The organism is Bacillus sp. (in: firmicutes), from assembly GCF_031983925.1.
In the GTDB taxonomy this organism is placed as follows: Bacteria; Bacillota; Bacilli; order Bacillales; family Bacillaceae_G; genus Bacillus_A; species Bacillus_A pacificus.
Genome location: NZ_DALYZR010000001.1, coordinates 815,123 through 833,149, shown reverse-complemented (window position 1 = coordinate 833,149; position 18,027 = coordinate 815,123). Strand labels below are relative to the sequence as shown.

At 33.4% G+C, this 18,027-nt stretch carries 18 protein-coding genes and 1 pseudogene; 3 read left to right on the top strand and 16 right to left on the bottom strand.

Going from position 1 to position 18,027, the window contains the following annotated elements; translation table 11 throughout:
- The first annotated feature begins 303 nt into the window (after positions 1-303).
- Both RTP99_RS04390 and RTP99_RS04385 read left to right on the top strand, forming a co-directional pair.
- Positions 304-1,206 carry an ABC transporter permease subunit gene (locus tag RTP99_RS04390; protein WP_000944696.1) on the top strand — a complete coding sequence of 301 codons (903 nt, stop codon included), beginning with the start codon at positions 304-306 and terminating at the stop codon, positions 1,204-1,206.
- Positions 1,203-2,222: an ABC transporter permease gene (locus RTP99_RS04385; protein ID WP_000836562.1), complete on the top strand. Its 1,020-nt coding sequence runs from the start codon at positions 1,203-1,205 to the stop codon at positions 2,220-2,222. The genes RTP99_RS04390 and RTP99_RS04385 overlap by 4 nt, the downstream gene beginning before the upstream one ends.
- Before the next feature lie 129 nt (positions 2,223-2,351).
- Here RTP99_RS04385 and adhP read toward each other — a convergent pair whose 3' ends face one another.
- The 7 genes from adhP to RTP99_RS04350 form a co-directional block, all read right to left on the bottom strand.
- Complete coding sequence (gene adhP, locus RTP99_RS04380) at positions 2,352-3,395, bottom strand: alcohol dehydrogenase AdhP (protein ID WP_000649101.1); 1,044 nt, start codon at positions 3,393-3,395, stop codon at positions 2,352-2,354.
- Between the two features lie 413 nt (positions 3,396-3,808).
- Positions 3,809-4,663, bottom strand: a complete 855-nt coding sequence (locus RTP99_RS04375) for a MurR/RpiR family transcriptional regulator (protein ID WP_001119639.1) — start codon at positions 4,661-4,663, stop codon at positions 3,809-3,811.
- Between the two features lie 136 nt (positions 4,664-4,799).
- On the bottom strand, positions 4,800-6,104 hold the full coding sequence (locus RTP99_RS04370; protein WP_000868429.1) for a serine hydrolase domain-containing protein: 1,305 nt from the start codon (positions 6,102-6,104) through the stop codon (positions 4,800-4,802).
- Positions 6,105-6,113: 9 nt separating this feature from the next.
- Positions 6,114-6,749: a response regulator gene (locus RTP99_RS04365; RefSeq protein ID WP_000694641.1), complete on the bottom strand. Its 636-nt coding sequence runs from the start codon at positions 6,747-6,749 to the stop codon at positions 6,114-6,116.
- A gap of 14 nt (positions 6,750-6,763) precedes the next feature.
- A complete protein-coding gene (locus tag RTP99_RS04360; protein WP_001008445.1) occupies positions 6,764-7,882 on the bottom strand; it encodes a GAF domain-containing sensor histidine kinase in 1,119 nt (372 codons plus the stop codon).
- 157 nt (positions 7,883-8,039) lie between these two features.
- Positions 8,040-8,933 carry a mechanosensitive ion channel family protein gene (locus tag RTP99_RS04355; RefSeq protein ID WP_000055417.1) on the bottom strand — a complete coding sequence of 298 codons (894 nt, stop codon included), beginning with the start codon at positions 8,931-8,933 and terminating at the stop codon, positions 8,040-8,042.
- A 296-nt stretch (positions 8,934-9,229) separates the two neighbouring features.
- The gene (locus tag RTP99_RS04350; protein ID WP_001245060.1) at positions 9,230-9,667 is read right to left on the bottom strand and encodes an Hsp20/alpha crystallin family protein; all 438 of its coding nucleotides are present in this window, start codon (positions 9,665-9,667) and stop codon (positions 9,230-9,232) included.
- Between the two features lie 226 nt (positions 9,668-9,893).
- Between RTP99_RS04350 and RTP99_RS04345 the strand changes: the two genes are divergently transcribed.
- Positions 9,894-10,343, top strand: coding sequence for an NUDIX hydrolase (locus RTP99_RS04345; RefSeq protein ID WP_000540519.1), 450 nt, complete (start codon positions 9,894-9,896; stop codon positions 10,341-10,343).
- Between the two features lie 36 nt (positions 10,344-10,379).
- Here RTP99_RS04345 and RTP99_RS04340 read toward each other — a convergent pair whose 3' ends face one another.
- The 9 genes and pseudogenes from RTP99_RS04340 to asnB all read right to left on the bottom strand — a co-directional run bounded on the left by RTP99_RS04340 (position 10,380) and on the right by asnB (position 17,811).
- Positions 10,380-10,928: a cysteine hydrolase family protein gene (locus RTP99_RS04340; protein ID WP_000816765.1), complete on the bottom strand. Its 549-nt coding sequence runs from the start codon at positions 10,926-10,928 to the stop codon at positions 10,380-10,382.
- Between the two features lie 433 nt (positions 10,929-11,361).
- Entirely contained in the window at positions 11,362-11,850 is a 489-nt protein-coding gene (locus RTP99_RS04335) for a putative periplasmic lipoprotein (protein WP_000713485.1), read from the bottom strand.
- Positions 11,851-12,118: 268 nt separating this feature from the next.
- Positions 12,119-12,766: a nitroreductase family protein gene (locus RTP99_RS04330; protein WP_001105292.1), complete on the bottom strand. Its 648-nt coding sequence runs from the start codon at positions 12,764-12,766 to the stop codon at positions 12,119-12,121.
- A gap of 98 nt (positions 12,767-12,864) precedes the next feature.
- The gene (gene dat / locus RTP99_RS04325) at positions 12,865-13,740 is read right to left on the bottom strand and encodes a D-amino-acid transaminase (protein WP_000648394.1); all 876 of its coding nucleotides are present in this window, start codon (positions 13,738-13,740) and stop codon (positions 12,865-12,867) included.
- 131 nt (positions 13,741-13,871) lie between these two features.
- Positions 13,872-14,837, bottom strand: a complete 966-nt coding sequence (locus RTP99_RS04320; RefSeq protein ID WP_000198715.1) for an ABC transporter substrate-binding protein — start codon at positions 14,835-14,837, stop codon at positions 13,872-13,874.
- A gap of 137 nt (positions 14,838-14,974) precedes the next feature.
- Positions 14,975-15,070: pseudogene (locus tag RTP99_RS27815) on the bottom strand (phosphatase PAP2 family protein); the annotation flags it as partial.
- 8 nt (positions 15,071-15,078) lie between these two features.
- On the bottom strand, positions 15,079-15,408 hold the full coding sequence (locus tag RTP99_RS04315) for a hypothetical protein (protein ID WP_000200470.1): 330 nt from the start codon (positions 15,406-15,408) through the stop codon (positions 15,079-15,081).
- A 48-nt stretch (positions 15,409-15,456) separates the two neighbouring features.
- Positions 15,457-15,816 carry a GNAT family N-acetyltransferase gene (locus tag RTP99_RS04310; RefSeq protein WP_000627505.1) on the bottom strand — a complete coding sequence of 120 codons (360 nt, stop codon included), beginning with the start codon at positions 15,814-15,816 and terminating at the stop codon, positions 15,457-15,459.
- 93 nt (positions 15,817-15,909) lie between these two features.
- The gene (asnB, locus tag RTP99_RS04305; protein WP_000333816.1) at positions 15,910-17,811 is read right to left on the bottom strand and encodes an asparagine synthase (glutamine-hydrolyzing); all 1,902 of its coding nucleotides are present in this window, start codon (positions 17,809-17,811) and stop codon (positions 15,910-15,912) included.
- Positions 17,812-18,027: the final 216 nt, after the last annotated feature.

The following is an 18,027-nucleotide window of genomic DNA, read 5'->3' as shown; positions in this document are numbered from 1 at the left end:
TTACAATGTATATGAAACAATATGCATTTCAAACAAAAACACAACATAATTGTAAATTTGTTATATGACGCAGGTGCCCTCCTAGGTATTCATTGATCCCTAGGAGTTTTTTTAATTCCCCACACATAACCTAAAAGAAGAAACAATCTCACCTAAATTGTTGGGTTTCACCCATAACACAAATTAGATGGAGTTTTCTTGCCGAAAAGGATAAAATCTAATAATATTTTTATTTTTCAGAAAAATAAAACAATATTCCGAACTTTATTGTATAATGTTGTAAAAAGATGTCGGAGGGATTTAATGTTACGTAAAATATCTCAATTCACAATTAAGCTTTCATCCATTTTTTTATCACTGTTACTATTATTAAATTTACCTTATTTATTTATCACTCAAAATGGATTTACCTTTCAACCAATTCTTTTTTTTAATCAGATTGTTACTATGTTAAAGGATGTTTTATCCCCTGAATCATTAGTGGTTATAGGATCAGACCCGAAATTTGGTAGTTTCAAAAAAACACCCTTATTCCCAACCGTTTTAGAACCTTACCTATATTCATTTACTGTATTATTTTTAGCCTTTTTACTTGCGCTCCTTCTATCATCTAGCATGGCATTTTTTTATTTTTTAGCAAAAGATTATATAAAAAAATGGATAAATCGAATTGTGTTCATATTAGAAGCTGTCCCTGATATGATGATGATGATTTGTTTACAAATATTTTTCATATGGGTACTTAAGAAATTCGGGGAATCTCCTGTCACCATTATTTCTTTTAATGAAAATCGAGCTTATTTACTCCCTATTTTATCTTTAGCGGTCTTACCTACATTACAAATGTTTCGGATGATGGTGTTATACATAAAAGAAGAACATGGAAAAGATTATGTAGAAGTTGCCTATGGAAAAGGCCTTTCATCAAGTTATATACTATGCATTCATTTATTCAAAAATATATCTATCCACTTCTTCCACCATTTAAAAACGATTTTTGTTTTCTTACTTTCTAATTTATTCATTTTAGAATTTGTTTTTAATATGGATGGCATTATTCAATTTTTATTTAATAAGGCGTTTATTTCACCTCCCGCTGCATTTATCATACTGGTCATGATTATTTTACCGTTTTATACTATTTTTCAAATAACCTCATTCATGATGAATAGATGGTACAAGCACTTGAAAGGAGTAGCATTATGAAATCTATTTGGAAATCAAAACGCTTTTTAATCGGCTTCACTTATTTATTCATACTTATTTCAGCTAGTTTTATTTATAGTTGGTTCTTTAAAGATAACATCCCAAAACCTCCACAGTTACTTTACAATGACAATAACGAATTACTTGGAAAGGCCCCCTTTCCACCATCGTTAATTCCGCCTTTTGGATCTGATCGTTTTGGTGAGTCTGTTTTCTTACAAATTATAGAAGGAGCAAAATTCACTATTTTATTAGCCGTGGCAATTAGCTTCTTTCGAATTTTATGCGGAACATGTATAGGAATTCTCTTAAGTTTATTTGCTCCAAAACTCAAGAGATTTTTCCAGGCATGCTCAGAAGTTTTTTATTATATTCCAACTTTATTTATCGCATTCATACTCATCACACCCGTTAATATTGTAATCACATCAAATGCTGATGGGTTAAATCCAAATATTTCATTTACGTTTTATCAAGTACTCGTACTTATTTTCGTCGCTCTGCCTACACTTTCTTTATATATATCCTCAGAGGTTGATGAATTTATGAAACGAGATTACATTTTAAGTTCACAATTATTGGGTGCTAGCCGTTTTCATATTATGAAAAAACACTTACGAGTCTTATTACTTGACCGCTTATTTGTATTATTTATGGAACATATCGTCCAAACACTCATACTCGTTATCCATTTAGCGTTGCTTAACATTGTAATTGGCGGGATACAAATGCGGGAACTCTATGACGGAGTGCTGAAACCTGTTTCTCTATCTAATGATTGGGCAGGACTTATTGGATTAAATCGTAATGAAATGAATCTTTCATGGTGGATTATTTTTTACACCCTTGCTTCATTCTTTATTACGATTCTATTTATTAAGCTTATGACAATCGGGATTCAAGATGCACTGAAAGCAAGAGATACGCAAGTTGTAGCAATTCAAAGCGTTCCAGATCGTAAAAAATTTGTTAAAAGTAAAGATTCTTTTTCGTTTGTAGATAAAGTGAACCTTTAATCCTTTCCCATTACTCGATATTGATAGTAGTGGAATGCAAAGAAGATGATCCCTGCATTTAACAGGGATCATCTTCTTTCTGTCGCCTAACTTTTTACATGTCTTTAGCTAGACTCATACTTTTTATATTTAAAGTGAATTGCAATCACAATTATTGTGTTTAAAATCGATTACCATACGTCCTTGAATTCTACCTTGTTCCATTTCTTCGAATACATGTTGTACTTTATCTAGAGAACAAGTTTGAACGACCGGCACTACTTTTCCTTCTGCACCGAACATGAATGCCTCTTCTAAGTCTTTACGAGTACCGACTAAAGAACCAACTACTTCAATTCCATCTAGTACAAGTCGTGGAATGTTTAAATCCATCGTTTCCACTGGTAAACCTACTGCAACGACTTTACCACAAGCACGTACCGCATCTACTGCTGAGTTGAATGCTACTTTAGAAACGGCTGTTACTACAGCTGCATAAGCACCACCAAACTCTTCTTGAACAATCTTATCAGCAGGACCTTGAGAAATTGGATTGATAGTCATATCAGCGCCAACCTCTTTTGCTAAGGCTAATTTATCGTCATTAATATCTACTGCAATTACCTTTGCACCAAATACGTTTTTAGCATATTGAATAGCTAGGTTACCTAATCCACCACAACCATAGATGACGATAGGTTGGCCAGGTTTAATATCCGATACTTTTATAGCTTTATATGTAGTTACACCCGCACATGTAATGGATGATGCTTGAGCAGGATCTAATCCTTCTGGTACTTTCACCGCATAATCTGCTGTAACAATACATTGTTCAGCCATACCACCATCTACTGAATAACCAGCATTCTTCACTTCACGGCAAAATGTTTCTCTACCCGTTATGCAATATTCACAACGCCCACAAGATTGGAACATCCATGCAATACTTACACGGTCCCCCACCTTTAGTGAAGTAACATCATCAGCAATTTTCGTCACAATACCTATACCCTCATGACCAAGAATACGGCCATCTGTGTTTCCAAAATCATGATTTGCAACGTGTAAATCAGTATGACAAACTCCACAATACTCTACATCTACTAGCGCTTCACCTGAGTGTAACGGACGTAATTCCTTTTCAATAATTTCAATGTTTGCTTTACTATTTTTATTAACTACTACTGCTTTCATATGTGATCTCCCCTTTAGTGTTTTAGAATTTTTCATGAGTTCATCTCATAACTTCTGTCTTCACTAGTTTGGCTAATCATTGTGCCAAGTTTAAGTGTTCAATCATCATTACATGTTCATCATAACATGAAACTTCAAAAACAAATTGTGAAATTATGAACAATGTTTGAATTGTTGTATAAATCGTTTTTTATTTTTTTAAATGAGAGTCATCACTGGCTATAAGTAAGTCACATATTTCTACAAGAAAATAAATAAACTATTCACTAATAAAAAAGGGGCTGTCTCATAAGTCTCTTTCGAAGTAAGATCACATGAAATTGAAAAGGCAGAAACGTTATAAAATCAACATTTCTGCCTTTCACTTTTTATTCGATTTTGGCTAAAAAGCACCTTTTGGGACAGCCTCTTTTTTATATTCGTTTCATCGAAATTGTTTCACGGATACTTTGTAAATTTTGCAACGTTTCTTCTTGGCGTTGTAACGATAACCCAACGTACAAAGTATCTAATAAACTTAACTGCGCTAATCTTGATGAACTTGCTTCTGTGCGGAATTCCGTTTCACGTGTTGAAGTGTATAATGTAATATCAGCCAGTTGACTTAATGCCGATTTCTGATAGCTCGTAATCGCAATAATTTTAGCTCCTCTTGCTTTCGCTACTTCTAACGCTTCCAGTAACCCTTTATTGCTACCAGAATGAGAAATGCCGATAACAACTGAATTTTTCGAGAGTAAACCTGCTCCCATAATTTGAAAATGCGAATCAGTATGAGCAATACATGAAATACCCGTTCTCATAAATTTATGATATGCATCCATCGCAATAATACCAGAACCACCATTTCCGTAAAACTCGATTCGATTTGCTTCTTGCAAAGCTTTTACAGCTTGCTCTAATGCCGTATCATTTAACAAATGCAATGTATCTTGTAGTCCTGTAATATGTGAATGAAAAACTTTTTTAGCAACAGTTACCATACTGTCTTCTGCTGATACTTCTTCATGAATATTTTGCATCGGTGTATGGACAATTTCACGAGCTAATGTAATCTTTAAATCTTGGAACCCTTGCAAACCAAGGTGTTTACATAAGCGAAATATCGTAGCCTCGGAACTATTCGTAACTTCTGCTAATTCAGTAATAGATTTATGTACAACATCTTGTGGATGTTTTAAAATATGTTCAGCAATACTTCGCAATTTCGGTGATAAACCGTTTAACGAAGCTTGAATCTTTCCAATCCCACTTCTTGTACCAGGCATAGCATATCTTCTCCCTCCATCGTAGCTTTATCCCGTAAAAACACAATTGGTATGCGCTAATAATCAGTGGGGAATAGCCCCTCCACTGATTAAAGTTTCACTTTATTGTACCTAATTATTGAAAGAAGAAAAACCTTTATTCAGCTTCACTATATATTTTATTAGCTTTTATGCATTTTTTCGTAACATCTTCAAAAGATAATGATCCTGTTTTTGTATTTATTTTTATTTTTTCATCAACGTATTTCGTTCGAAACATTGCAACTTCCTCTTGAAAAGAACAAAGATACAGCTCAAGTTTATACAATACACCATAACGTTTCGGCACTATAACATAGAGTTTATTTTGTTTTTCTATAACTTGAATTACTTCATTGTTTTCTGTTATATATTTCCCCACACATTTTAATTTATCGAAAAAATTCACCTCATACACCTTTATAGGTCTCGGCATCTGAATCTCTTCCCCATTTATAATCTTAGCTATGTTATTTGCAATCTCTATGACCGGTGTAATATTTATATTACTTAGTACAATAATACAAACATTATCTTTTTCATATCGAATCAAATAATTCACAAAACCATTTATATCACCAAAATGACTAGTAGAAATATATTCTTCTTGTTCAATAGCCCAACCATATCCATAATGATCCGAATATGCAGTAAACATTTTTTGAAGTGAACTTTCTGAAATCACCTCTCTACTACGCAATGCTTTATGCCATTTAAACAAATCTTTAACTGTCGAATACATTCCATATGCCCCTAATGGAAATGACATATCAATATGTTCAGGTTGTTTTATATCTCCAAATATCGTATATCCTGTTGATAAAGATTCTACTATTTCTCTACCCTCATCCTCACATCCGGTATTATGCATTTGAAGTGGTTGACATATATATTTATGTATATATTCTTTATATGATAAACCAGTAATCTTTTCGATTATAATTGTTAATAAAATATAACCAGAATTTGTATAACTATATCTCTCACCTGGTTTAAACTCTAACGGGTACGTCTTTAATACATGCACAATGTCTTCTTTAGATACAGATTTTCTCATTATATCCGACCAATAATTAGGCCAACTTGTAAAATTTGAAATACCCGATGTGTGAGTTAATAGGTGGTGAATTGTAACATCTTCTCCATAAGAGAATCCCTCTATATATTTTGAAATTGAGTCTTCTACCGAGAGCAATCCACGTTCTTCTAATTGTAAAATTGCTGTACTGGTAAACCCTTTCGTTAATGAACCAATTCGAAATTTTGTATCAATAGTATGAGGAATGTTAAATGTGAAATTCGCTGTTCCAAATGCTTCACTTAACAATATTTCATCATTTTTTGCAATCAGTACCGTACCATTAAAATAACTAGCCTCAGACAAACTTGACATGTACCGCTGTAATGTAGTCCTTACTTTCATACACTCCTCCTAAATAACCCCATATTTCACCGCATATAATGCAGCTTGCGTACGATCATCTACTTCCAATTTAGCTAAAACATTTGAAACATGTGTTTTTACAGTTTGTTCTGTAATATGAAGCACTGCTGCAATTTCTTTATTGCTTCGCCCTTGCGCAATTTCACGAAGTACTTCTTGTTCTCTTTTCGTTAACATAGAAAAAGGGTTTTCTTTTTCTTTCTTGACTACTGATCGTCCTAATAGTGCTGGTGTTACTTTCGGATGAAAATTCGTATTTCCTTCATGTACTGCAATAATAGAAGCTACAAGTTGCTCAGGTTGTACTTCTTTTAATTGATAACCATCTGCTCCGGCTTCAAGTGCTGGTAAAACATAATCTTGCTCTGAAAAACTGCTTAATATTAGTATCTTTATCGTTTCATCATATTGTTTTATTCGTTTTGTTGCTTCGATGCCATCCATCTTCGGCATTGATAGATCCATTAATACTACATCTGGCCTTTTTGTTTGGACGAATGTTAACGCATCTTCTCCATTTTCTGCTTCCCCAACAATTTCAAATTCTTCTCTCGTTTTCAAAAAGAATACAAGTCCTCTTCGAACGATATGATGATCCTCAACTAGTAGTAATTTAATTTTCAACCTTCTTCTCCCCTTCAAACTGGCAATTGAATTTCAATTTTCGTACCTTTTTTCAGCTCCGTTTTTATTTGAAATGATCCCCTCATTAACTGAATACGTTCCTTCATACTTTTTAAACCGAGTGCTGACTCTCGTACCTGATCTTGTATAAATCCTATTCCGTTATCCTCTATGCAAAAATATAACTGGTTATCTTCTATTTTTAAAAGAACATGTACCTTTTTACACGAAGCATGTTTTTTACAATTATGTATCGCTTCTTGACTAATACGCCATAAAACTTCTTCTATTTCATCACCAATTGAAACCATTCCATCAATTCGAACTTCCACGTGAATTCCTAACAACTTTCCGTAATTTTTAATTGCTTCAGCTAACCCTTTCTCTAATCCTTCCGGTCTTAATTGCCAAATCAAGAGTGTCATCTCTTGTAATGCTTCCTGTGATAATTCTCCAATATAGCTCAACATCTCTTGCAAGTCTCTATCTTGCGTCATATTTAGCGTACCTTTTGCGGTTAACATGATAGAAAATAACAATTGTTTTACTGAATCATGTAAATCACGTGCAAGTCGATTTCGTTCTGCTACAACTACATATTTACGTTCTTTCTCTACTAATTGAATACGTTGTATAGTTGTTCCTATTTGAAATGCAATCGATTCTAATAATGCTAATTCTTCCTCTGAAAAATGTGTTTTTTGAGGAGAGGCGACATTTAATAGACCAAACTTCTCCGATCCAGACCTAAGGGGAATTGTCGCATGGTGCGTAACATTTTCGGTATCTCCCCAATTACATTCAATCGCATCCTCTATTCGCTTACATTCAATAATATTTGTCGCTTTTTCCAATCTTCCATTCACAAAACGCTCTACACACCAACAATCTCCTTCACACATCGGCTTCTTCTCTTGCCACGTAAGAGCTGGCGGTAAGTTTTCATCCACAAGCATACGGTGCTTTCCACTTTCATCAATAAAAAAGATCCAGCCTGTTTGCAAATTCATAACTTGTAACAATGTATGTAACACTTTTTCCAACATGTCTTGTAAGTCTGTTGCTTCATTTAATAATTCAGCAATTGCTTTTAATGCCTCTAAACGATGCATCTCTTTTTCTTCAAAGTTCATTTTCATCACCATCTATCATTATAACATTAAGAAATTTCTAAATTCTACAAATTAAAAAGAACTGAATTTCTTCAGCTCTTTGTTTATATCGATCATTTTATTATTAATTTTCTATCCAATGTTGAAAGCAGCATTTCCGTTACCAAACTATTCTACTTTAGCTGTCCGATACAGATTGTCCGCTATGGGTATGCTGTAAACTTTCAGTAGTAACGACCATATTTGCTGCTGGCATTTGTACTCGATTCTTATGAAATATAGACATTAATTCAAATCTTACTTGTCTAGAAGTTTCAAAATAATCTTCTGGCTTTATTAAACCTGTAATACAAAATTCATATCCAACGTATTTCAAATTCGGATTTAAATCTGTAACACCTACATATTTAAAAGGTTCAACAGCTTCATCCTCTACTTTATAAAGACTTGGGGCCAATTTTTCATTACAATTCACACAAACTTCCTCTAACAATTCCTTAACTCTTGTCGGATCTTCCTGATAACTTACCGTAATTCGTTCAATTACGCGCATCCAACCTTTATTAAAATTTTGTATCGTTCTAATCTCTCCGTGTGGTATGGTAAGAAGTTTTCCTGACCATTCACGAATTTGCATAAAACGAATACTAATTTCCTCAATCGTTCCTGAGTTTGTTCCGTTAAAAGTAACAAAATCGCCAACACGAAACTCTTTGTCCGCTAATCTCGCAAAGCCTAATATAACATCTTTCAGCATCTGTTGTGCAGCAAAACCGATAACAACCCCCGCTATCCCTGCGCCTGCAATGATACTTTTTATATCTACAAATTGGCTAATTAAATATATGATTAGACTAATGATAATGATATATCTAAAAATAGATCGAATCACACTTTGAATCGTTTGCTCTACCTCTTCATCAAAAAAGCTTGATTTCCTAAAAAACCAATCAATAATGCGGTTTATGACAAATGAAATAATGATTAGAACGAAAGCAAATAGTAAAAATCTTAAAAGTAAAAACTCTCTTACATAATTAAAAAATTCTTCAGTATACGTTAATAAACTCATCTAACCACTTCCTTACTAATAAAAAAATTCATAATCGTCTCAGTTTGTTCTAGGACAATCTATTATCTACTCTAAAATGCTGCTACCCTTACTATGTATTTTGACTTTATTACTAATTCACTTTAAACAGTATGTCTAGCTGTTCTTTTCCTTTCCCTTTAAATATACCCTTTTTAATAACCTAAGGGGAGCTAATCGTGAAATTTTTTAAACGTTAAAACTTTATTCTACTCATTACGATTTCAACTAATTTATTCATTAACTAGATAAAAAAAGAGCTGAATTTATCAGCTCTTTTATTCGATATTAATTGTTGTTTTACTGTTTTTTTCTTCTTTCAATTTTGGCAATTCAATTGTCAGTACGCCATCTTTATAATTTGCTTTAACATTTTCTTCCTCAACTTGTTGAAAATTAAAGCGTCGAGTTACAGAACCTATAGAACGTTCTTTACGAATATATATGCCATTCTCATTTTTTTCTTCTACTTCATTATGATTAGTTGCTTGAATCGTTAATACATCTTGTTCAAATTCAACTTGAATGTTTTCTTTTTGAAAACCAGGTAAATCTGCTTTTACTGTATATTTATCAGACTGTTCATGAACATCTACTTTAAAAGTATCCATGTTCATCGGTTTAAAGAAAGCATCTGTCATCCCTTCTAATAAAGAAGGCCCAAAATCAAAAATACCATTTTGACGTTTTGTTATCTCTGGAAATAAATTACGCATATTTTTTCCTCCTTATTATTTATGAATGAAAGATTATCTCTTTCTGTCTTTATTATAACACTTGGTCAAAAAAGGTCAAAGATTTTGTTTGACCTTTTTTGATGTATATTTTACCAAATAAAACAAATAAGTTATAGGACATCTCTCCCTCTTATAAAGAGGAAAATATTTACACAACCACGAATAGTATATTTGCTCTTATTTTTTCTTACGGAGGTTACATACAATGGGATATATTGAAGAACTTAGAAAAGTTGTCGGATCAAGACCACTCAATCTAGCAGGAGTTGCTGTAGCTGTTTTCAATAAACAAGGACAAATATTACTTCAACAAAGGCAGAATGGTATTTGGGGTGTCCCTGGTGGATTCGTTGAACTTGGTGAATCAACAGAAGAAGCTGGGAGACGAGAAGTGTTCGAAGAAACAGGAATTGAAATAGGAACCTTACAGTTAATAAGCGTATTTTCTGGAAAAGAATTTTTTGTAAAATTACCAAACGGGGATGAGTTTTATCCTATAACAATCGCATATCTTTGCAAAGACATTAAAGGCGGCTTGCTAAAAGCTGATGGGATCGAATCATTAAGTGTACAATTTTTTGATTTTGATAAGCTACCAGAGAATATTAGCCCATTTATAAAAAAATTAATTGAGCAAAACCTCGTCTCAATTTAAACGTAAAAAGAGACCTTTTTTAAAGGCCTCTTTTTTTCACTTCACTTCTGCGTTTAAGCAAGATTTAAAATGTCCAAGTGCAAATTCATGCCCTTGCGCACTAAAAGATGCAACTGCCTTTTCATAAACTACAATTTTAAATCCTTTGTTATAAGCGTCTACGGCTGTGTGAAGAACACAAATATCAGTACAAACCCCTACAAGATGCACTTCTTCTATTCCTCTTTCTCGTAACTTCATCTCTAGGTCTGTTCCTGCAAATGCACTATATCGTGTTTTATCCATGTAATATACATTCTCTGCATTTTTATATGTTTCGTACACATCTTGTAATTCACCAAACAAATCTCTTCCATTTGTACCCGTTATGTTATGAGGCGGGAATAATTTTGATTCAGGATGATATACATCATTTTCTTCATGTTTATCGATCGCAAAGACAACGTAATCTCCATTTTCAATATATTGCTTCGTTATATGTACAATTTCTTTCTCAATTTCTTGGCCCGGCTTACCGCAAGTTAAAGCACCTTTCTCAGCTACAAAATCATATGTATAATCAATATTTATAAGAGCTCGTTTCATTAACTATCTCTCCTTCTCCTGTTTCACAGTAAACAATAGAAAATTTGTTATTACGACATCGTACGTACTATTCGACATTTCAAATGAAATACCTACATTTTTCTTCTGAAACTTACCTTATTCCGAGTTTATCATATAATAGCTAAACAAGGGTAAAATAAATAGCCCCTATTAATAAGTCATGAATTTGATAATGGAGCGTAACTTGCATAACCTCCTATATCATAAACCAAATTACTGACATCATCATATTAATCAAGAAGATACAAATACACCGATTCACCTCTTCAACCTCTTTTTCTGTCATAGTAGTAACGAGTGATCTCTTCCTAATTTAATCATATTAGAAAACGAAACAAGTGATTCACTATTACATCCTCTAGTATAAACAAAAAAGTACACTACTTTTTGAGTAATGTACTTTTTATTCTTCTTATGACGCTGGTTTTGTTTCGAATGTTGCCTGATTAAAACTAATAACCTTTCCTTTCGGATCATTGTTTTCATACTGAACTGCCGTAATCGTATGACTACCTGTTTCAAGCGTCTTTTCTTTTAATTGTACTGTTGTCTGTGTTGTACTAGTTACTTGATATTTATCTGCAAACACTCGATCTACAAATACGAATGTTTCTTTATCATTTTGAAAATTAGAGAGCTCTAATTCAACGTGTTGAATTAAAGTATCCTTTTTAATGAATACAGCTGGTATATTACCATTCTCAGAAGTACCGTCTGGTGTAATAACTTTTACTTTTCCTTCTCCGACTGGCACTGCTCCTTCAGGAAATACTACTATATTCTCATTACTTGCGTTTACAACTCTTTCTTCCTGCTTTGATTGCGCACCCTCTTTTTCTTGTGGAGCGCCGCAACCGGCTAATAACAATACAGACAATCCAGTGATTATGAATTTTTTCAAAATTCATCCCCCCTGTCATTTCATTATAATTTATTATACAAAAATAACTTTTAAATTTTAAAACTATTTTCAACACTTTCATGAACAAATAGAATATTGCTCACGATTAATGTATCATACTTTCCTTAATAGAACATTAATTTTTTTATGAAATAAATTGGGATAAATAGTAATTCCCTCTTATCTATCATTTTAGCCTAACAGATTAATTGCATACCTATCCAAAATAAAAAGACATTGTTTATTCAATGTCTTTTTATTTTGAGCTTTAAAAAACAAATGTTGTAATCTCATCGACTTCTTTTCTTGGAAGTTTCTTCGGCTTATCTTTCGGAAAACCGAGCGATATAACCATATTTATTTGTTTTTCAGGCTCAATTTGTAAATATTGTCGTAGTTCATCTTGAGCTAACAATACCGGTCCTGTCATTGGGCATGTACCAAGCCCCTTCGCATGTGCAGCCAACATTAAGTTTTGTGCCGCTAAACAACTGCTCTTAATTCCTTCTTCTTCCCAAACTGAATCTGGAACAAAAGCAATCGGATCAAATATCTTTTCACGAAACTTTGATTCATATGGCGTTGCCAAACATACGATTAATACTGGTGCCTCCGAGAAAGCTGTTGCATATGGTCCAAAAGAACGTGTAAGTAATTTCCCCGCTTTCTCTTCTCCGTTTTTTGCCGCTTTTGCCGCAAGTTTATGTAATGCATCCCATGTCATTTGTTCAATTTCTTTAATTTTCTCTCGGTTCATAATGACCAAGAACTCCCAAGTTTGTGAGTTTGTATCACTCGGTGCATAACGAGCACAATCAATAATATCTTTTATATCACTAGTGGCTACTTCTTGTTCCGTGAACTTTCTAACACTTCGTCTACCGTGAATTACTTCTTTAAAATCTTCATAATTCATACATTAAATCCCCTTTTTACAGCGTTTTCAAATCTTGTCCTATGCTTGAATTATATCATGAAAAAAAGCTGGAGTAATACCAGCTTTTTTCTTCAATATTAGTTCGTAACTTTAAACAAACGAATACTTTCTTCATATGCAACTTGGAGTTTCTTTGTAATCGGTCCTCTTTCGCCTTTTCCGAACTGCTCGTCACCAATTTGAACGACTGGGAATATTTCAAGTGGCGTCGCTGTGAAGAAGCATTCATCGGCCTCATACACTTCTTGAAGTGAAAATTCTCTTTCTTCTACTTCAATATGTAACTCTTTCGCTAATGTAATAACGTAGTGACGTGTAATGCCGTGTAGAATGAAATTGTCAGCCGGATGTGTAATCAATTTATTATTTTTCACCATAAAGAAATTTGAATGACACCCTTCCGTTACAATTCCTTCTCGTACTAATATCGCTTCTTGATAGCCTTGTTCGTTTATTTTATTTTTAATCATAATATTAGGTAGCAGATTTAAGGATTTTATATGACAAAACTTCCAGCGTATATCCTCTTCTACAGTAACTTTTATTCCTCGTTCCATAGCCGTGATTGGCCTTGGAAAAGAAACAATGTTTGCAAAATATGTTGGTTGCATATTTGACTCATATACATGATTACGTGCTTGAGCACCTCTTGATATTTGCAAATATACATTACCATCTTCTTGAAATTGATTTTTTTCAATCATTTGATATAACTCTTCCACTAACTCTTCCTTAGTAAACGGTGGAATTAATTTTATTTCTTCCATAGAATGAAAGAATCGTTCTAAATGTAAATCTAATAAATGTGGCTTCCCATCATATAGTCTGAATACCTCGTATATACCATCACCAAATTGAAAGCCTCTCTCCTCTAATGGAATCATCGGCTGTTCTTCCTTCGTATTTACAATTCTTCCGTTAAATAAAACCCAATCTTTATGAGTAGCTTTCATTTATTCCCACTCCTTTATTTCATGATTATTTTAATTGTACAACTTATGCACACTCAAAAGAAGGAATTTTCTGTATTTTAACAAAATAAAAAGTGCATCACCTATTTAAAGTGATGCACTAGATTATTCATTTACTTCAGAAAATATTTTTCAATATCATCTAACATAAGATTTGCAGCTACAATACCACCTGCTGTATTCCAAATCACTTCATCTACTTGGAATACTTTATTATCTTTAGAAGCCTGAAGTTGTTTAAATAGTGGATCTTCTGTCCATTCTTTTGCTAATGTATTTCCTTCATTATTCTTATCCGCGTCTTTATCAGATGTGAAATAGAATAAATAATCCCCGTCCATATTTGGAATTTGCTCTTTTGTAATTCCTTTAATTGCAAATTCATCTTTATCTTGTAATGGTGGTCGTTTAAATCCAATATCATTTAATACAACACCTGAGAATGAATTTTTTTGATAAATACGAACATCACCAGGGACGAAGCGAATAATTGAAACTTTAGAATTAATTTTATCACCTAATTGTCCTTTTATTGCTGCAATACGCTTTTTATAATCATTTAGAGCATTTTTCCCTTCTTTTTCTTTATTTACAGCTTTTGTATAAAGTGTGAAGTTTTCTTTCCAATCACCGCGTAATGTTTCAGCATATACTGTTGGCGCGATTTCTTTTAACTGCTCGTATATTTTTTCGTGACGCATTTTATTTCCGATAATTAAATCCGGCTGAAGCTTCATTACTGCTTCTAAATTAATGTCACGCTCAGTTCCTACTACTTTCGTATTTTTTAACTCTTTCGCTAAATGAGGATACCATTCATCACCAGCTCGTGGTTTCGTCGTTCCAACCGGCGTTACTCCAACAGTTAAAAGTGCCTCAGCACCCTCATTTGTTAAAACAACAACTCTTTTTGGCGTACCATTTACTGTCGTTTCGCCCATTGCATGCTTTATACTATAAGAATCTTTTGCCTTTACTAATGTATCTTTATCTTTCTTCTCTTCTTCTTTACCGCACCCTGCGATTACGACCATTAGTAACATAACGCAAAGTATAAGAATATTTTTAGTGCGTGTCATAAGCCCCCCTAGATGAAATTGATTATCATTTACACTTAAAGATTAATGTATATCTCATACATTGTCAATAGATATATCAGAAAACTTTTTCAATATATATAATTCCGCCCTCATTTTTATTCAAAATATTTTTGTACCTATTTACTACTCAAATTTTTTAAGCGTAACATGTAAAAAAGTAATGGGCATAAGAAAGTAATTGTAATTCCAGTCAATACATAACGTAAATAAAAAAACCGCCTTATGTAAGGCGGTTTCTATCATTTTGCTTTAACCAATTTAATATAAATATATACGATTGATAGTGAATATAACGTATGCAAAATAAAAGAAATAAAAGGGCTATGCCAGTGGTACTATACAGCAAACCGAACTTTAAAAAAACATTTAAAAGAGGTGGAAAGTTCGTTATGTTTTGTAATGTAAGTAGCATACAAAACAAAAGGAAAAACACTGGAGCATATTGTAATTCATACGGCTTTCTCTTCTTATTCATTCTTTTTCGAATAAACATATGGCTTAGCTCCGCTACTAAAAAACACCCTCCAATTAATACAAGACCAGAAGTCATCGTCATACATCCACCTGCCTTATATTTATCCCGCATAACTACTCATCGCTATATTTTCTTCACATATATTCCGTCTTCCACATTAAATCCAAAGCTCTCTATGAAAGATTTCACTGGTTCTGTTAATTCCGTTTGTAATACCTTTATCTCTTTCACATTTCTTTCTTTCATCATCATTTCAAATGTGAAATATGTATTTGTCCCATAACCGTAACTTTGATAGTCAAAGTGAATAATTAACTGAGATAAAATCGCAGTCTCCCCTTGAACACGATAATCTATTACACCAATATATGTATCATCGACTTTCACACAATACTGTACCTGTTTCTCACTTAAACTATGTGAGCGAAACATTTCTTTTACAACGTTTTCATTTTCTACAGTTACTTTTTCAAACGTAATCATATGTTGTCCATCCTTTTACTATTATTGTATCAATAATACGTCCTATTTATGAAAAAAACCTTAAGACCATATACGATCTTAAGGTTTTTCTAATTAAACTAAGCTATACGCACGTTTCGTTTCTTCGTGGAACTTATTCGTATCGTATTTATGCTCAACATAAATTTGATGCCATACCATAAACGCAAGTACAGTCCAAATTTTACGGCTATAATCGCCTTTATCTGCACAATGTGCTTCCAGTAAGTTTAATACATACTGTTTGTCGATTAAATGCTCTGTCTTACTCTCGTTTATAATATTGATAGCCCAATCATGCATTTCGTCTTTTAACCAGTGACGAATTGGTACTGGGAATCCAAGTTTTTTACGATCTAATACGTGATCTGGAACGATTCCGCGTGCTGCTTCACGTAAAATAGCTTTCGTAGTTCCGTTAGCAATCTTAAATTCAGTTGGAATTTTAGATGCAACATCGAATACTTCTTTATCTAAGAACGGTACACGAAGTTCTAATGAGTTTGCCATTGTCATTTTATCAGCTTTTAATAAAATGTCACCGCGTAACCATGTGAACATGTCAATGTACTGCATTTTGCTTACATCATCATAATCTTTAATTTCGTTATACAATGGTTTCGTGATATCCATATAGTTAACACTTTCATTGTAATACTTCATTAATTCAGCTTTCTCTTCTTCACGGAAGATTTTCGCGTTTCCATAGTAACGCTCTTCAATTGGCGTACATCCACGCTCTAGGAAGCTCTTTCCTTTAAAGCCTTCTTTAAGAGCACCACTTAGTGCTTTTAGAACGCTCTTACCTGGGCTAGGAATGTAAGAGAACATTTTCAGTGAGTTTGGCTCACGATAAATGTTATAACCACCAAATAGCTCGTCTGCACCTTCGCCTGAAAGAACAACTGTTACATGCTTACGTGCTTCTTTAGCAACGAAGTACAACGGTACAGCTGCTGGATCTGCTAAAGGATCATCCATATGCCAAATGATTTTTGGGAACTCATCCATAAACTCTTTCGCTGAAATGAATACGTTATGGTTTTTAACGCCTAATTTCTCAGCAGTTTCTTTCGCAACATCAACTTCACTGAAACCACGTTGCTCAAACCCAACAGAGAATGTTAAAAGATTTGGATTCATTTCTCTTGCGATAGAAGCGATGATAGATGAATCGATACCACCAGATAAGAATGAACCTACTGGTACATCACTGCGCATATGCACTTTTACTGAATCATATAACACATCACGAATTGCTTGGATATGCTCCTCTTTCGTTGCACTTGAAGCATTGAAATAAGGTTTCCAGTAGCGATGGATTTCCATCTCTTTACCGATTTCTTTTACGAAATAATGACCAGGTTCGATTTTATTAACATCAATTGTTAATGTTTCTGGCTCTGGACCATATTGGTACGTAAAATAATGTTGTAATGACGTTGGGTTAACGCCTTTATCTTCCATCACATGCATAATACTTTTCTTCTCAGATGCGAAGAATGTAGTATCACCTTGTTGTGCGATGTATAAAGGTTTAATACCGAAGTGGTCACGTGCACCGAAAAGTTTCTTTTCTTCACGATCCCAAATCATAAATGCAAACATACCACGAAGGTAGTCTACACATTTTTCTTTCATATGTGCATACAATGCAATGATAACTTCTGTATCAGATTGCGTTGCAAACGTTGCACCTTTTTCAAGTAACATTTCACGTAATTCTACATAGTTGTAAATTTCACCATTAAAAATAATTACATATCGATCATTTTCATAAGTTAGCGGCTGATGTCCTGCCTCTAAGTCAATGATACTTAAACGGCGGAAGCCAAATTGTACATGCTCATCACGAAAATATCCTTCGTCATCTGGACCACGGTGGAAAATCATCGTGTTCATATTTTCAAATTGATGTTTTTCTGTTTCTGAAAACTCTCTAGGGTTTTCACATAAACATCCTACAAAACCACACATACTTCTTACCCTCTTTCAGTTTTCATTCTGTCTCTATACTACTATATCAACCCTATTTATACTAGCATAATCAACTGAATATGGCGACCAAAAACTATAAAAAAATCACTCCATTTCACATTTTTAACAATTTTTTATGAAAACATGAAAATTAGGCAATCACCTTTCTCCGCTTTTGTCATATGATATTGCAAATTGATTTCTAGGAGGGAATAC

Excerpts from the sequence above, each read along its gene's own strand:
- RTP99_RS04390 (WP_000944696.1), top strand. The coding sequence starts at position 304 with ATGTTACGTAAAATATCTCAATTCACAATTAAGCTTTCATCCATTTTT.
- RTP99_RS04385 (WP_000836562.1), top strand. The coding sequence starts at position 1,203 with ATGAAATCTATTTGGAAATCAAAACGCTTTTTAATCGGCTTCACTTAT.
- adhP (WP_000649101.1), bottom strand. The coding sequence starts at position 3,395 with ATGAAAGCAGTAGTAGTTAATAAAAATAGTAAAGCAAACATTGAAATT.
- RTP99_RS04375 (WP_001119639.1), bottom strand. The coding sequence starts at position 4,663 with ATGCCTGGTACAAGAAGTGGGATTGGAAAGATTCAAGCTTCGTTAAAC.
- RTP99_RS04370 (WP_000868429.1), bottom strand. The coding sequence starts at position 6,104 with ATGAAAGTAAGGACTACATTACAGCGGTACATGTCAAGTTTGTCTGAG.
- RTP99_RS04360 (WP_001008445.1), bottom strand. The coding sequence starts at position 7,882 with ATGAACTTTGAAGAAAAAGAGATGCATCGTTTAGAGGCATTAAAAGCA.
- RTP99_RS04355 (WP_000055417.1), bottom strand. The coding sequence starts at position 8,933 with ATGAGTTTATTAACGTATACTGAAGAATTTTTTAATTATGTAAGAGAG.
- RTP99_RS04350 (WP_001245060.1), bottom strand. The coding sequence starts at position 9,667 with ATGCGTAATTTATTTCCAGAGATAACAAAACGTCAAAATGGTATTTTT.
- RTP99_RS04345 (WP_000540519.1), top strand. The coding sequence starts at position 9,894 with ATGGGATATATTGAAGAACTTAGAAAAGTTGTCGGATCAAGACCACTC.
- RTP99_RS04340 (WP_000816765.1), bottom strand. The coding sequence starts at position 10,928 with ATGAAACGAGCTCTTATAAATATTGATTATACATATGATTTTGTAGCT.
- RTP99_RS04330 (WP_001105292.1), bottom strand. The coding sequence starts at position 12,766 with ATGAATTATGAAGATTTTAAAGAAGTAATTCACGGTAGACGAAGTGTT.
- dat (WP_000648394.1), bottom strand. The coding sequence starts at position 13,740 with ATGAAAGCTACTCATAAAGATTGGGTTTTATTTAACGGAAGAATTGTA.
- RTP99_RS04320 (WP_000198715.1), bottom strand. The coding sequence starts at position 14,837 with ATGACACGCACTAAAAATATTCTTATACTTTGCGTTATGTTACTAATG.
- RTP99_RS04315 (WP_000200470.1), bottom strand. The coding sequence starts at position 15,408 with ATGACTTCTGGTCTTGTATTAATTGGAGGGTGTTTTTTAGTAGCGGAG.
- RTP99_RS04310 (WP_000627505.1), bottom strand. The coding sequence starts at position 15,816 with ATGATTACGTTTGAAAAAGTAACTGTAGAAAATGAAAACGTTGTAAAA.
- asnB (WP_000333816.1), bottom strand. The coding sequence starts at position 17,811 with ATGTGTGGTTTTGTAGGATGTTTATGTGAAAACCCTAGAGAGTTTTCA.